General features: G+C 62.2%; 15 protein-coding genes. 2 read left to right on the top strand and 13 right to left on the bottom strand.

What is annotated here, in order from left to right:
* The 13 genes from ABSB13_RS02690 to ABSB13_RS02630 all read right to left on the bottom strand — a co-directional run.
* Positions 1-371 (bottom strand): hypothetical protein (locus ABSB13_RS02690; protein WP_428105318.1); only part of this gene is annotated, 371 nt, incomplete at its 3' end.
* Positions 372-1,028: 657 nt separating this feature from the next.
* Complete coding sequence (locus tag ABSB13_RS02685; protein WP_428105317.1) at positions 1,029-1,742, bottom strand: alpha/beta fold hydrolase; 714 nt, start codon at positions 1,740-1,742, stop codon at positions 1,029-1,031.
* Between the two features lie 267 nt (positions 1,743-2,009).
* Positions 2,010-3,212 carry an FAD-dependent monooxygenase gene (locus ABSB13_RS02680; RefSeq protein WP_428105316.1) on the bottom strand — a complete coding sequence of 401 codons (1,203 nt, stop codon included), beginning with the start codon at positions 3,210-3,212 and terminating at the stop codon, positions 2,010-2,012.
* A 1-nt stretch (position 3,213) separates the two neighbouring features.
* Positions 3,214-4,224 carry a polyprenyl synthetase family protein gene (locus ABSB13_RS02675; protein ID WP_428105315.1) on the bottom strand — a complete coding sequence of 337 codons (1,011 nt, stop codon included), beginning with the start codon at positions 4,222-4,224 and terminating at the stop codon, positions 3,214-3,216.
* A gap of 61 nt (positions 4,225-4,285) precedes the next feature.
* Complete coding sequence (gene cofE, locus ABSB13_RS02670; RefSeq protein ID WP_428105314.1) at positions 4,286-5,038, bottom strand: coenzyme F420-0:L-glutamate ligase; 753 nt, start codon at positions 5,036-5,038, stop codon at positions 4,286-4,288.
* A 16-nt stretch (positions 5,039-5,054) separates the two neighbouring features.
* Positions 5,055-5,960, bottom strand: coding sequence for a 2-phospho-L-lactate transferase (gene cofD, locus ABSB13_RS02665; RefSeq protein ID WP_428105312.1), 906 nt, complete (start codon positions 5,958-5,960; stop codon positions 5,055-5,057).
* Positions 5,947-7,200 carry a 5-amino-6-(D-ribitylamino)uracil--L-tyrosine 4-hydroxyphenyl transferase CofH gene (cofH, locus tag ABSB13_RS02660; RefSeq protein ID WP_428105310.1) on the bottom strand — a complete coding sequence of 418 codons (1,254 nt, stop codon included), beginning with the start codon at positions 7,198-7,200 and terminating at the stop codon, positions 5,947-5,949. Before cofH ends, cofD begins: the two co-directional genes overlap by 14 nt.
* The gene (gene cofG, locus ABSB13_RS02655) at positions 7,197-8,387 is read right to left on the bottom strand and encodes a 7,8-didemethyl-8-hydroxy-5-deazariboflavin synthase CofG (protein WP_428105308.1); all 1,191 of its coding nucleotides are present in this window, start codon (positions 8,385-8,387) and stop codon (positions 7,197-7,199) included. Before cofG ends, cofH begins: the two co-directional genes overlap by 4 nt.
* A gap of 129 nt (positions 8,388-8,516) precedes the next feature.
* Positions 8,517-8,798: a hypothetical protein gene (locus ABSB13_RS02650; RefSeq protein ID WP_428105306.1), complete on the bottom strand. Its 282-nt coding sequence runs from the start codon at positions 8,796-8,798 to the stop codon at positions 8,517-8,519.
* 191 nt (positions 8,799-8,989) lie between these two features.
* Complete coding sequence (locus ABSB13_RS02645) at positions 8,990-9,655, bottom strand: PqiC family protein (RefSeq protein ID WP_428105304.1); 666 nt, start codon at positions 9,653-9,655, stop codon at positions 8,990-8,992.
* Positions 9,652-10,638, bottom strand: a complete 987-nt coding sequence (locus ABSB13_RS02640) for an MlaD family protein (protein ID WP_428105302.1) — start codon at positions 10,636-10,638, stop codon at positions 9,652-9,654. The genes ABSB13_RS02645 and ABSB13_RS02640 overlap by 4 nt, the downstream gene beginning before the upstream one ends.
* Complete coding sequence (locus ABSB13_RS02635) at positions 10,631-11,374, bottom strand: ABC transporter ATP-binding protein (protein ID WP_428105319.1); 744 nt, start codon at positions 11,372-11,374, stop codon at positions 10,631-10,633. Before ABSB13_RS02635 ends, ABSB13_RS02640 begins: the two co-directional genes overlap by 8 nt.
* 152 nt (positions 11,375-11,526) lie before the next feature.
* Positions 11,527-12,678 (bottom strand): ABC transporter permease, encoded by a 1,152-nt coding sequence (locus ABSB13_RS02630; protein ID WP_428105300.1) that lies wholly within the window; start codon positions 12,676-12,678, stop codon positions 11,527-11,529.
* Between the two features lie 151 nt (positions 12,679-12,829).
* Here ABSB13_RS02630 and ABSB13_RS02625 point away from each other — a divergent pair, with 151 nt between their 5' ends.
* Positions 12,830-13,831, top strand: coding sequence for a zinc-dependent alcohol dehydrogenase family protein (locus ABSB13_RS02625; protein WP_428105298.1), 1,002 nt, complete (start codon positions 12,830-12,832; stop codon positions 13,829-13,831).
* Positions 13,832-14,181: 350 nt separating this feature from the next.
* Positions 14,182-14,718, top strand: coding sequence for an NADH-quinone oxidoreductase subunit NuoB (gene nuoB / locus ABSB13_RS02620; protein WP_428105296.1), 537 nt, complete (start codon positions 14,182-14,184; stop codon positions 14,716-14,718).
* The last annotated feature ends 12 nt before the right edge of the window (positions 14,719-14,730 follow it).

The raw sequence follows: 14,730 nt of genomic DNA, 5'->3' as shown, positions 1-14,730 counted from the left end.
TTCTGCGTGGGATCGCCGGGGAGCTTTCCCTCCTTGCCGTCGACCGTCACAAACTCATGTCCCGCGGTATGCCAATAGAAGCCGCCCTTTACCTGCGCTCCGCCCTGGTGCCGCGCGCCGCCTTTGCGGACCTTGCGCACGACCAGGCTCAGCACCATCGCAAACCCGATGAAGGGCAGGAACATCACGTAGAGAGCGCTGAAGCCGATCGCAAGCGGGATCAACGCCACCACCGGCACCTTGATGTACTTCTGGGTCGGACCACCGGGCAGCGTTCCGTTCTTCCCGTCAACCGGCACCACCTCCAATTCTGCGGTGTTCCAGTAAAAGCCACCTTTCACGTTCTCTCCGCCCTGGTATTTTTTCAACATTGCCGTGTCACCTCACTTCGTTGTCCTGAACTAAGAGTAAGTCTTCCCGGCGACTTATGTAATTGGGAGACCGACCGGCCGGGAGCGGAAAAACTCACCAGAGCGTTAGGGAAAAATGCCGGAGGACGACGCCAAAACCACCCGAGCGCGGCAGGGGTGACTCCTGCACCCAATGTTAAGGCCGCCCTCCGTTGTCGCGCGCGGCATGAAGAGAGAATCACCTGCGCGGTGGGCGGCAGGGGCTGCGGCCCCTGCACCCACAGTGAGAAGACGCGAAAATCTGCGCAGCGCATCTATTCGCGACTACACGATGGGCAGAGCCGCGGGCCAGCGGGTCTCAATACTGCGCTGCCGTCGCCACGGCCAGGGGTGACCCCTGCACCGCAGGGCTGAGCCCTGCACCCAGTATTAAGGCCGCCCGCCGTTGGCGGGCGCGGCCCCTGCCAACGGCTTAATACTGCGCTGCCTTCGGCGCGGCCAGGGGTGATCCCTGCACCCAATGTTAAGATAAAAATGGGAATGGTGTGCTGGACAAGCACCCTGACCTTCATCCTCTCCTGGTTGGGATAATGACCATCACAACGGGGAATGGCGTCGCGCGCGCGGGGATTTCAGACTTCGCGGGAGATTAATTCTCGATCACGACGCGGGTGAAATTCACGGGAGCGAGCGGGCGAGTTCGCGGTAGACCGCCGGATTGTAAACCAGGCCCGAGTGCGTGCCCGTCACCTCGACGTTGCGCGCGCCGGTCACGATTGATGCTTGCGGCGGGACGATCGGATCCTCGCGGCTGTAGATCGAAAGCACGGTCGTCTCCGGAGCGAGCGAAGCGCGCATGTTATCGACGAATTCGCATCCACAATCCGGAAAGCGGCATTGAGGATCGAGAATCCGGCGCGCGGCGTTGCTCGCATTCCAGACCGTGCTCATCGTGGGATGCGCGATTGGCGGGACGTTTCCGTGCTGCGCGAACGCCGATACGAGCCCCACCGGCGATCCGAGCGTGACGAGATGCGACACCCGGCGCCCAAGCCGTACGGCCAGCGCTCGCGCAAGCAGGCCTCCGCGGCTATGACCGATCAGCACGAGAGGTCGATCGTGCCGCGGCTCCTGGCGTTCGATCCATTTCTGGATGTCTGAGGTGAGCCGGTCGGGACATCCCGCGTTGACCCACAGTCCGGAGGTGCACGCCCGAAAGCCGATGCGAGAAATCCATCGCCGCAAGGGCCAGAGATAGAAGTCGCTACCGAAAAGTCCGGGAATGATTACGACGAGGCGTCCGTCGCCGCGCGGCACGCCCTCACCGCGATAGATCGGATCAATCCGCAGCGAGGCGATCTCTGTGAATGCGAATGCCTCGCTCGCTATCATTTGCCATCGCGATTGTTCCGCTGGCGGATGGCTTTTCATACTGCACGCATAGCACATCAAATCCGCCGGGGGCAGGCTAAATTAGGTCATCCCCAAAGCTGGCCTGAACAAAATGGACTCAGCGACTCGAAACCGGTACCGGCTTCGCTGGCGCGAAGCTGTCCGAGATCCTTCCCTGCGCTCGCGTTGCTCGCTTCGGTCAGGATGACAGAGGCTGCGCTCGCGTTGCTCGCTTCGGTCAGGATGACAGAAATGACTGAACCGCGTTTACTGCTCCATCACGACGCGGGTGACGCCGTTGAGGAACGGATCGAATCGGCGCGCGAGGAAGCCGCCGAGGAAAAGTTTCGCTAACGCGATCATCGGCGCGCTAACCACGATACGGCTGAGGATCGAATTCGACAGCACGAAGCGCGGTCCGGTCTGCTGCATGTCCTGTATCGTCACGATCTCGGGCCATCGCTCGGCCTGAATATTGCGCGCCGCAAAATCGAGCATGGCCTCGTCGGCATGCAATATGAGCGCGCGACCCAGACGGTTGGCCGCCACGACCGCATCGCGCAGCGCGAGGTTGATTCCCTGCGCTCCGACCGGCGACATCGGATGGGCAGCGTCGCCGATCAGGAGCAAGCCCGGCACCGTCCACTCGCGCAGCCGATCGCAGACGACGTCGAGCAGGAACGGATGCGCCGGGCCGGTCTTATCGGCGGCGAGAAAATTTCTCAGATCGGATGACACATGCGGCGCGAGCGCGCGGATCCATCCGTCGGCGCCAATCTTTTTGAGGTCGCCGAAGGTTCCCTTGTCGATCACCCATCCGATCTGCATGTGCCCTTCGGGAGAAGGATAGATGATGAGCAGGTGGCCGTTTCCGATGTAGGCGCGCGCGGTGCGGCCGTCGAGGAAATGGCCGGGGACGTGGCCCCATACGACATCGAAGCTCTGCATGATGCGGTCCTGGGGGAGGTCGGCGCGTTTACGAATCGCAGATGCGCGCCCGTCGCATGCGATTACGAAGTCGCCGCGATAATCGCGCGGACCGTCGAGCGTGTCGGCATGAACGCCCGCGACGCGATCTTTTTCGTAGATCAGATCGCGCACGGTTACGCCGCGCTCGAGCTTGAAGCCGGGAGATTTGGCGGCCTCGGCAACAATCATCTCGAGCATCGCGGGCTGCGGCACGACGCGCGGCGCCGGGTCGAGGCCGTCAACTGGAATGGCAACGACTCGCTGTTCGCCGCGAAAGATCTCGACGGTTCGAATCGTGAGATTGGGCAAAGCGTCGAGCGGTTGACGAAGTCCGGCCTCGTGGAGCGCCGCGATGCCCGACGGCATCAGGACTTCGCCGCGAAACTCGCGCGAAAAATCAGTCTGTCGTTCGAGCAACGTGACCGGAACACCGCGGCGCGCGAGCAGGCATGCGAGCAGGGCGCCCGCCGGTCCGGCACCCACGACGATTGCATTGAGCATTTCAGACTTCGCGGGAGATTTGGTCGTCGATCAACGTTGCCAGGCCGTCGCGGTAGGGGGACGGTTCGAGCTGGCCGACGATCGAGCGGGCGATGGCGACTTGCTCGGCGGCAAGACGGCGTGCGGTGGCGATGATTTCCGGGTCGCGCAGCAGGCCGAGCGCGCGCTCGAGCACCGCGCCTTCCATCTTGGTTCCGTTCTGGAACAGCGCGCGCAGCTCGGCGTTGCGCTCGACGCCGAGCACGACCGGCAGCGACGGAATGCCGGCGCGCAAATCGGAGCCGACCGGTTTGCCGATTTTTTCTTCCGGCCCCAGGATGTCGAGCAGATCATCGACCATCTGGAATGCCAGGCCCATCGCGGTTCCGAGTTTCGCCATCGCATCGATGGTCCGCGGCGACACGCCCGCGAGATCGGCGGCAACCTTGCCGCCGGCGTGGAACAGCGACGCGGTCTTGCGATCTATCACGCCGAGATAGTCCGCCAGGGTCGCGGCCGCATTGTGACGGAATCTGCCCTCCATCACTTCGCCTTCGGTGAGCTGGATGCAGGCCTGAGCCGCGGTGTGCACGAGACGTTCTTCGAAGCGGCCGCATATCTCGAAGGCGCGGCAGAACAGATAGTCGCCGGCGATCAACGACGGGCCAAAGCCGTAGCGTGCGAACGCGGACGGCTTGCCGCGACGCAGCAGGCCGCGATCGATGATGTCGTCGTGGAGCAGGGTCGCGGAATGGATCAGTTCGAGCGCGATTGAGGCGTCGATCGCGTCGGTCACTTTCGCATCGGTTCCGCCGCATGCGCGGTACACCAGCAGGATGAAGGTCGGGCGCAGTCGCTTGCCGCCCGCGTCGACGAGGTAGTGGCAAATTTCCGCGATGGCCGGCTCGTTGGAGTCGAGCAGGCGGGAAAGTTTCGCTTCGGCCACGGCCAGGTCGGCTTCGACCAGGCGCGCGGGGTTCAAAGCCTCAGGCGTGGATGCGGCAGCGAGCTGAGTTGCCTTGGCTCTTTTCACTTTTCGTTTTTCAACTTTTTCACTTTTTCAGTTTTCACGCATCACTAATCACTTTATGCAATCAGCGGAATAAATCGGCTTCGGCGGGACGAATCAACACCTTGGCGCTGCCTTCGAACGGTTCGTATTCGTAGCCGCGCACGACGACCGCCGGAACGGCGCCCGCCTTTTCCATCAGGAGGCCGGCGGCGGATGCGATCTCGTCGGCGATGGCGACCACAGTGTGATGCAATTCGCGGCCGCCCAAGTCGGCGGTGCCGCGCAAGTCGAGCATCGGATTCATGCCGGCGATGCCGAGGCATACTTCGGTAAGGCCATCGCGCCACGGGCGGCCGAAGGTGTCGGTGATCAGCACTGCGACGGTAACGTCCAGGCGCCGGCGAATCTGGTCGCGAAGGCGGCGCGCCGAGGCGTCGGGATCCTCGGGCAGCAGGATGGCGCGATCGTCTTCAAGGCTGTTGGATTCATCGACACCGGCATTGGCGCAGACCCATCCGGGTCCGGTCTCGACGATCAGGACGCCGCGGTCGTTGCGGACGATTCGGTTGGTTTGGCGCAGCACGATTTCGATCGCGCGCGGATCTTTTTCCCATCGGCTGGCATAGTTGCGGGCGAATTCGGAGGGCTCGAAATCCTTCAAATTCACGACGCGGCCCTCGGCCTTCGAAACCACCTTCTGGCATACGACGAGAATATCGCCGGGTTCGAGTCTGAAGCCAGTGGCGTCGAGCCGGCCCGCGATCAGCGCGGCGAGATCGTCGCCCGCCTTCAGCATCGGGATGCCCTCGATTGCAGTGAGACTTATCGTGCGCATCGGCGGGACCAGCCTACTACACCGCAAGCGCTTGCAGAACCACTTCGGCCAAGGCGGCGGCGCGCTCGGGAGTGGACATGATCGTGTCGGTGGCCATCGCGCGCATCCCGAGCCGCTGGATCGATTCGAGGTAGCGCCGGTCGGCGTTGTCCAGCACGAACAGTCCGACGATATCGCGATAGAGGCGCGCAACTCCAAGCGGCGAGACTTCCATCCCGAGGCTGCGGAGCATTTTGTCGGCGGGGCCTTTGATCGTCTTGCCGCCGACAATCGGGCTAATCGCCGCGACGCGCGGTTTGGCGCGGCGCAGCGCCGCGCGCACGCCGGTCAATTTCAGAATCGGGCCGAGCGAGACGAACGGATTGGATGGCGCCAGGATGACCGCGGCGGATTTGCGAATCGCGCGCAGGACCGCGGGATTGGGGCGCGCGGCGCCGATTCCTCGCAGCTCGATCTTTTCGACGGTGCCGCGTGCGCGCCCGCGCACGAAGTATTCCTGGAACGGGATAGCGCGGCGTCCGCGCAATTTCACGAAAGTCCGCACCCGGTCGTCGGTCATGGGGATGATGCGCGACTTGACCGCGAATGCGCCGGCGATTTCCGCGGTGATGCGGCTGAGCGAGATGCCGCGGCGCATCCGCTCGGTGCGATACAGATGCGTGGCGAGGTCGCGATCGCCCAGGCCGAACCACGGCTGGCCGTAGAAACGCGCGAGCGCGCCGAGCACGTTGAACGATTCTGCGTCGAGTCCCCAGCCTTGCGCGCGGCTGACCACGCCGGCGAGCGTGTAGGTAACGGTGTCGATATCGGGCGAGACGTGAAGTCCGTAAAAGGTGTCGTCGTCGCCGGTGTTAACGACGACGGTCAGCCGTTCGGGATCGATACGCCGAACCAGTCCCCGGATGAACTTAGCCGCACCCACTCCCCCCGCAAGCGTGGTGATCTGCCGGGACGGGAGAGGATGCGATTGGCCGCGCTCCATTGGGTGCCTTTCTTCCGTAGAGCTTCTTGTAGAGCGTGGTGCGTTCGACGGCGACGCGGCCCATCTCGCGCGCTTTTTCCTCGAACAAATCGACCGGCACGAACTCACCGGAGTCGCCGCCGGCCAGCGCCGTGATGCTTTCTTCCATCAGGGTGCCCGAAAAATCATTGCATCCAGCCTTGAGCGTGAGCGCCGCGAGATCGACGCCGCACTTGACCCACGAGGTCTGGATATTGTCGATTTGCCCGCGCATGAACAGGCGCGAGAACGCGTACATCTGGAAATCCAGTTGACCGCGATCGGCCGGCGAAACCAGGCCCTTGCGGTAAAGCATCGTGTTCTGATGGATGAACCTGAGCGGCACGAACTCGGTGAAGCCATGGGTCTGCTTCTGGATCGTGCGGATCAAGTCGAGATGATTCACCACATGGCGGGGAGTCTCGACGTGACCGTACATCACGGTTGAAGTGGTTGGCACGCCGACCGCGTGAGCGGTGGTGATTATCTCGACCCACGCGGAGACGTCGACCTTCTTGTGGCTGAGGATCTCGCGCACGCCGTCGTCGAGGATTTCCGCGGCGGTGCCCGGAATCGAGCCGAGTCCGTGATCCTTGAGCATCGTGATGTATTCCGGATAGTCCATCCGCGCGCGTTTGGCGCCGTACATTATCTCCATCGGCGAGAACGCGTGGATGTGTATCTCGGGAAAGGCGCCCTTCATCGTGTCGAGCAGGTCGCGATACTTGAACGGCGGCATGTCGGGGTTGATGCCGCCCTGCATGCAGATCTCGGTCGCTCCGCGCGCGACCGCGTCGGCCACCTTGCCCAGGATCGTATCGTCGGAATGATCGTAGGCGTCGGCCTCCCAGCGTTGACGCTTGAAGCCGCAGAACTGGCATCCCACGAAACAGATATTGGTGAAGTTGATATTGCGATTGACGATGTAGGTGACTTCGTTGCCCACGTCCTCGGCGCGCGCGATGTCGGCGCATCTGACGGTCGCGCGCAAGTCGTCGCCGTCGGCGGTGTACAGCAGCAGCCCTTCGTCGGGCGTCAGTTCTTTTTTCGCGAGCGCGTGTTCAAGCGCGGAGCGAACCGGCGCGGAGGCCTTGCCAAGCAAAGCGTCAACGGGAGTCGCTTCGATTTCGTCGACGTAATCTCGCCAGTACTCGAGGTTCATTGTTGGCCTCCGACGGGTCGATCCCATATCGCGCGCACTTTAGTCGCGACCGCCGGGTCGAGCCATTTATCATTAATATATTCGGGATAAATTGCGAGCCTTTCAGCGAGCATGAATCCAGCCCGCGCGCATCGCTCGCCGAGCCTGTCGATGTGCGGCCACGGCGCCTCGGGGTTCACGTAGTCCTTGCTGAGCGGCGAAATGCCGCCCCAGTCGTTGATTCCGGCGCTCAGGAACAACTCGATCTGACGCGGCGACAGGTTGGGCGGCGCCTGCACGTTCATCGCCGGCCCGAGCACCAGGCGCGCCGTCGCGATCGCGCGCGCCATGTCGTAGGCGTCGGGCTCGGGCGCGTCGGCCATCGCAATTTCAGGCTTGGCGCGAAAATTCTGGATGATCACTTCCTGGATATGGCCGTGACGCTCATGGGTGTCGCGAATCGCGGTCAGGCTGAGCGCGCGCTCGGCGGGAGTCTCGCCGATACCGAGCAGGATTCCGGTGGTGAACGGAATTCGGATCGCGCCCGCGTCGTCGATCATCTTAATGCGCAGCGCGGGGTCCTTGTCGGGCGCGGCCTGATGCACCGCGCCGCGCGCGCGCAGTCGCGGCGAGATATTTTCGAGCATCAGACCCATGCTCGCGTTGAGCGGACGCAGCGCGCGCATCTCATCGGACGTCATCAGGCCGGCGTTGGTATGCGGCAGCAGTCCCGCGGCCAGCGCGATTTCGCAGGCGCGGCCGACGTATTCGATCGTGGTGCGGACGCCGAGGCGCGCCAGCGTCTCGCGATATTCCTTAAATGCGACCTCGGGCTTGTCGCCCAGGCACATCAGCGCCTCTTTGCATCCGAGCTCGGCGCCACGGCGCGACCACGCGGCGATCTCGTCGGGCATCATCGTCCACGCGCCCGGGTCGCCGGGGTCTTTGCGGAACGTACAATAGGTGCATCGATCGCGGCAGAGATTGGTGATGGGCAAAAAAACTTTACGCGAGTAGGTTACGTCGCGGCCCTTGCCACGATCGCGGAGTTCAGCCGCAGCGCAGAGCATGGCGTCGAGGGCGCTGTCGGGGCATTCGATCAGCGCGACTGCGTCGGCGTCGCTCAGGCGCGCGCCCGCCAGCGCTCGATCGAGGATATCGCGGATCGGCGCGCGCCGGGGCGGCGCGGAAGCGAGCGATGAATGCATCGACGGCATCAATCGCGTTTATAAGCGATCAGATACGGTGAGGCAACCTAGTTGCAAAACAAGACTGAGTGCGGGCGGGGGCGCTGTCATAAATCGCAACTAATATCCTAAGTGCTGACTGCGAGTGTCCTAATTGGATTTGAGCCGAGGATCGTCAGATGGAACGCAAAGCGCGGCTTTCGCGCCGTCATGCCTCAGTTGCTCAGACGGATCTGATGGATGCGGGTGAAGCGCGATCATTTTGGCTTTGGTGGTCTCACAGTCCGGCTTTGATGCGAATGACGGCTTCATATTGACCCATGCAGTGAGCGGCGCAGTCGTATCGATCGATAGCCCGTCCGGCGCTGCCAGCGGCGGCACCATCAGATACCAGGCTATGAGGGCGAGCGCGGCGGCATGGCGGGGCTTCATGTATTTTCTTTCCGCCTGGCAAGCCCTGAGCGCAAGGGTTTCGATTCATACGGTTTTCGCGCGCGAATTCCCCGGAATGAGTGTCGCGCCGGAGACAAGAGCGTTTTGCCCCACCCAACTTGGCGCGACTTGAGTGCTGAGTCACCAAAAAAGATCGGGATTCTTTGCTTCGCTCTAGAATGACACGGAGATCAGGCCGGATGCGGCGCCGGTTGCGAGCGCAGCTGGTGAATCATGTTCGCGATCTGGCCGCTCAGATCGCCGATCGTGCGGCTGAGCGCCGCCGCCGCATCGGTGGTATCGCCGGGCTTGGAGGGCTGCGTCAGATCGGACTCTACCGTGTAGAGGATGTTCTTGCCGGTGGAGTCGAGAATGGTCCATTTCGCCGACAGTTGCGCGTTGCCATTGCCATCGGTCTCGAAGCGATAGACGTCAATCTGGACCTGCACATCGACATGCACCGTGTTGTACCACGGGAAGATAATCACCTGTCCGGTCCCGGCTTGTGCCGCGAGGTCGCGCGCCATCACGCTGGTGAAGCCGTTTTGCAGCGACTCGCCCCATCGCGCGTCCTTTGAGAGCTCGAGGCGATTGGGCGCGGCGCGGGTCACTACTTCCTGGCGATCGAGGTACGGAGGGAGTTTGATCGGCCCAAGTCCGATCGCGAACTCGCCGCCCGCACTCGTCGCGGCTGCCGGCGCCGCTGTCGCACCGCCCGCGGCGGGTGTGAGGAGATAAAACTTCGTGATGTCCGGCTGCGGGGCGAGAATTGTTTTGGCGACGGAGGAGCACCCTGCCAGCGCCATCGCGATCGCGCCTACCGCACAAGTTTTCAGAAGCTGTCTGGTCGAGGTCATGGTTGATCCTGGCTGAGGTCGCGCCCGCGAATAATCGCGCTGGGGTTACGTTGCAGGTAGTCCGTCAGCTCCTTGATCGAGTGCGCGGCGGCGGAGACGTCCTGCAGGGTCTGCAGCACCTGGTAGTTTATCGGAGAGTTCGGCTCGATCGCCATTTGCACGGTGCCGAGCGTCAGCCGGGCCTGCTTCGCCGCGGCGTCGGCGGAAAGCGAAGTCTTCTGCAAAGAGTTGGACAGGGGCGGCACTTGGCTGTTCATCGTGTTGAGAGTCTGCTGCGCGCCGGCCAGGGTGTGGTCGAGTTGCTCGCGCGTTTTTTCGGAATTGGCGATCGCTTCCTTGAGCCCAGGCGAGTTGGTGATTTGCCTGATCGATTCCAGCATCCCGGTCATCTGGGTGAACATGGCGTCGAAGTCCACCTTGCTGAGCTTGTTGAAAATTCGGAGTGCCACCTCCTGGGCTTGTTCGAGGGTGGTTGGAATTGAGGGGATTTCCTGGAGCGGAGAGCCTTGCGGCGCGATCATTTCAATCTTCGTATTCGGTTCGATGTCCAACGCCACGTACATCATTCCGGTCACGATGCTATCCATGCCCAGTTGCGCACGCATCCCTTCCCGGATCAGGTTGGGAATTGTATGCGGGTCGCTCAAGTCGATGGAGGTGGCGCCGTGGGAAAGAATCTTTTTTTGATCGAGCTCGATGGTCACCGGGATGTGGACCTTTGCGTTCAGCTCGCGGGTCTGCTGGTTCATCTCCTGGCCGAGGCTCAATTGAATTTCCTTGACCTCACCTACATCGACGCCCTTGAACCTGACCGGCGCGCCGACCCTGAGGCCGTTGATGCCGCCGCCGGAGAAGTAGATGACAAAATCGTGGGTATTGCGGAACAGGTTACCTGATCCGAAGACCACAATTGCCGCCAGGATCAGCCCCACCGCGCTCAAAACGAACATACCCACCATCGCTGGATTGATTCGCTTACCCATGATTCCTCGCTGATTTTTCCGCGTCTTCTCCTCCGCGAGTGAGGAAAGTCCGCACGCGGTGATCGGTGCTATGCGCCAGCAGGTCCTTGGGGTCGCCGTGAGCGATCATGGTCCTGCTCTCCGCGTCGAGAAAGACGCTGTTATTGCCGATTGCAAAGATGCTGGCCAGCTCGTGAGTCACGACGACGATCGTCGCGCCGAGGTTGTCGCGCAGTTCCAGTATCAAGTCGTCGAGCAGGCGCGAGCTTATCGGATCGAGGCCGGCCGATGGCTCGTCAAAGAAAAGTATTTCCGGGTCCAGCGCGATCGCGCGGGCAAGTCCCGCCCGCTTTTGCATCCCACCGCTGATCTGGCTCGGATAGTAGCCCTCGAAGCCCTTGAGCCCGACCAGCGCCAGCTTCAGCGAAGCAACTTCCAGAATTTCCGCGTCCGACAGATCGGTAAATTCGCCCAGCGGCAATCCCACGTTCTCCGCCAGCGTCATCGAGCTCCATAGCGCGCCGCCCTGGTACAGAACGCCGAAATGCCGCAGCATCTCCTCGCGCTCAAGCGGCTCGCCCTTGGTGAAATTGAAATCGCCGTACCAAACCTCGCCCTTGGCCGGCTCGATCAGCCCGAGCATGTGGCGAAGCAGGGTGCTTTTCCCGCTGCCGCTGCCGCCCATTATTATGAAGATGTCGCCGTGATTCACGGTGAAGTTCACATCTTTCATCAACACGAAGGTTCCGTACGCCATCGTGAGATTATTGACCGTGATTGGCGGGGGACCATCCTTGGGAAACTTCGGCACCGAGACGCGTTTGCCGTCCGAGGACCTGATTGTTGAGTGCGTGGTGGCCATTTCAGTGCGCCGGGCTGTCCAGCTTGATTCTCATTTGAGTCTGACGCCTAAATCCCCAGCACGTTGAAGACGAACGCGAATATTCCGCACGCGACGATTACATAGACGATTCCCGTAACCACCGCCTGGGTCGCCGCGTCACCGACCGCCGACGAGCTGTTGCCGCACTGGAACCCGCGCAGGCATCCGGCGACCGCGATGATTATGCCGTAAACGGCGGCCTTGAACAGGCCACCGAAGAACATGGTGAGGGTAATCGCATGCTTGGTCTCGATGAGGTAGCTGCGCAGGGAGGTATGGAGCATCGTCACGCTGACGAACGCTCCGCCCGCCACTCCCATGCAATCGGCGAACACGCACAGCAGCGGAATCATCAGGAACAAGGCCGTCACGCGCGGCAACACCAGGAATTCGAGCGGCGAGATTCCCATCGTGGTCAGCGCGTCGATTTCCTGGGTCACTTTCATCGAGCCAAGCTGCGCGGCAAACGCGGCTCCGGTGCGGCCCGCCATGATGATCGCCGCCATCATCGCGCCCATGTCGCGGCTCATCGCAATTCCAACCAGGTCGGCGACGAAGATTGTCGCGCCGAACTGTTGCAACTGTACCGCGCCCTCGAACGCGAGAATCACCCCGACCAGGAATGTGACCAGCGTGACGATCCCGAACGCGTTGGCGCCGCAATCCTGGATCACGATCATCAGGTCAACTCTTCGAAAACGCGCCTTGCCGACGGCCAGCCGGGCGAACGCGATGGTTACTTCGCCAAAGAAGGCCAGAAATTCATCCAGCGACCGCGCAAACGAAATCGCTTCCCGGCCAACCTGCTCGATGAACGAGCTGTGCGCGGCCTCGTGGCGAGCGCCGGCTTTTTCCGGCACCGCTTCGGCCAGTTGCATCAAGCCCCGCACGCCCTCGGGAAGCGGGCTCCAATCCGCGGGCAACTTGCGCGTATGGCAGATCTCGCTGACGCCCAACAGGAACGTGAGCAGGCCGCTGTCCCAGTCGCCAAGCCCGGCAGCGTCGAAGGTCAGCCGGGCGGGCTTTGGCGCGGTGTCGAGTTGTTTCAGTACAAGGTCCGGCCCGGGCAGGCCGTGACGAAGATGCCAATCGCCGGAGAGCCGGACGACCAGCGTAGAGTTATCGGAACGCGCAAACGAAAGTTGGCCCGACGGTTGCGATTGTTTGATGGCCTGCATTCGTGCGGCACAATAGAGCACGGCGACGAACAGTAGCGCAATTCTTGGGCGGTCGATCGCTTAAGAAGTTCTTTGGCAAGCCAACGGCGGGCGCGTTGGGTATGATATTTTTTGTTCGAGGCAGATCGATCCAGATGAGAATGATGAAAAGATGAAGGCGATGGTGGTCGAAAAGCCCGCGCCGATCGAATCGGATCCGCTTCGTGCTATCGACGCGCCCGTGCCCGAGCCGGGGCCGGGCGAAATTCTGGTGCGGGTGCGCACTTGCGGCGTATGCCGGACCGATCTTCACGTCGCCGAAGGCGACCTGCCGCCGCGCCATGCGCGAATTATCCCGGGTCACGAAGTGGTGGGCGTCGTGGACCGGCGCGGCGCCGGCGCCGCACGTTTCAAGCAGGGCGATCGAGTCGGGATCGCATGGCTTCGCGAGACCTGTGGCGTTTGTATCTATTGTCGTCGCGGGCGCGAAAATCTCTGCCCGAACGCGCGCTTCACCGGCTACGACCACGACGGCGGCTACTGCGAATGGGCGGTCGTGCGGGAGGACTTCGCCTACGCGCTTCCCGACTGCCTCGGCGACGAAGAAACGGCGCCCCTGTTGTGCGCCGGAATAATCGGGTTCCGCGCAATCAAGCGCGCCGAGGTCAAGCCGGGTGCGACGGTCGGACTGTACGGCTTCGGCGGCTCGGCTCATCTTGCGCTTCAGGTGATCCGCCACTGGGGATGCCGGGTGTTTGTGATGAGCCGGGGCGGACCGCATCGCGACCTGGCGAAAGATCTTGGCGCCGAATGGATCGGCAACGCGGAAGATCCGCCGCCGGCGCGGCTGGATGCGGCAATTCTGTTTGCTCCGGCGGGAAATCTCGTGCGGCCGGCTCTGGAAGCGCTCGATCGCGGAGGGATCCTGGCGGTCGCGGGAATTTATCTAAGCCCGATTCCGGCGCTGGATTACGAAAGACAGCTCTTCTACGAAAAAGAACTCCGCAGCGTGACGGCTAACACGCGCGCCGACGGCGAAGAGTTCCTCAAGCTTGCGGGCGAGATACCGATTCGCACGAGCACCGTGGCCTTCGGGCTGGGCGAGGCGAATATGGCGCTCAAGATGCTCAAGCACGACGAGATCAAAGGGGCCGGCGTGCTGCGAATTTCGTGACGAACCTAATTGAATGCGGAACCCACCGTGGGTTCCGCACCTCCTTGGGCAGGGGTGACCCCTGCACCCAGTAGTGAGAAGACGCGAAAATCTGCGCAGCGCATCTTTTCGCGACTACACCATGGCAGGGCTGACACCTGCACCTTCAGGCTCGTCTGCTGCGGTGCCGCAAGTCTTGCAGCCGCCAAAATCACGGCTGCCGCCAGAGCGGCGGCAATTGTCGCGGCACGATGCAAGTTTGGCTTCACTCAGAACCGCCGGTTCATTAGGATTCGTTGACGCACCGACGCGATGCTTGCTACGCTTCAATTTAGGAGATTTAACGTATATATCAAGCGCCAGAGGCTTCGATGGCATTAATTAAAAGCGGGCTCGAGTCGACCAAGGGCGAGGAGATCCTGCTCGGCGATACCGCGGTCCTGACCCGGCTGGACAAGGCGATTGGTTGGGCGCGAAAATTTTCGATCTTTCCGTATCCGTTCGCGACCGCCTGCTGCGCGATGGAGTATATGTCGCTGTCGATGACCCCCTACGACATCGACCGCTTCGGCGCGCTGCTGCCGCGCTTCACTCCGCGCCAGGCGGATCTGCTGATGGTGGTCGGCACCGTGACAGTTCGCCAGGGGCCGATTTTGCGCCGCGTGTACGATCAGATGGCGGAGCCCAAGTGGGTGATGGCGTTTGGCGCGTGCGCCTCGACCGGCGGCTTCTACGACAACTACGCGACCGTACCCGGCATCGACAGAATTGTCCCGGTTGATGTGTATGTTCCCGGATGTCCACCGCGGCCCGAAGGCGTGCTCGACGCACTGATGGCGCTGCAGCGGAAAATCCAGGGCCAGAAGCAGAAACTGATGGCGCTCAGCGACAAGCATCAAACCTCCTGACCGGACGACGGA

This window comes from Binatus sp. (SeqCode) (assembly GCF_050013435.1).
Taxonomy (GTDB): Bacteria; Desulfobacterota; Binatia; order Binatales; family Binataceae; genus Binatus.
The sequence above is the reverse complement of the archived record's forward strand: the minus strand, read 5'-3'. Positions and strand labels throughout refer to the sequence as shown.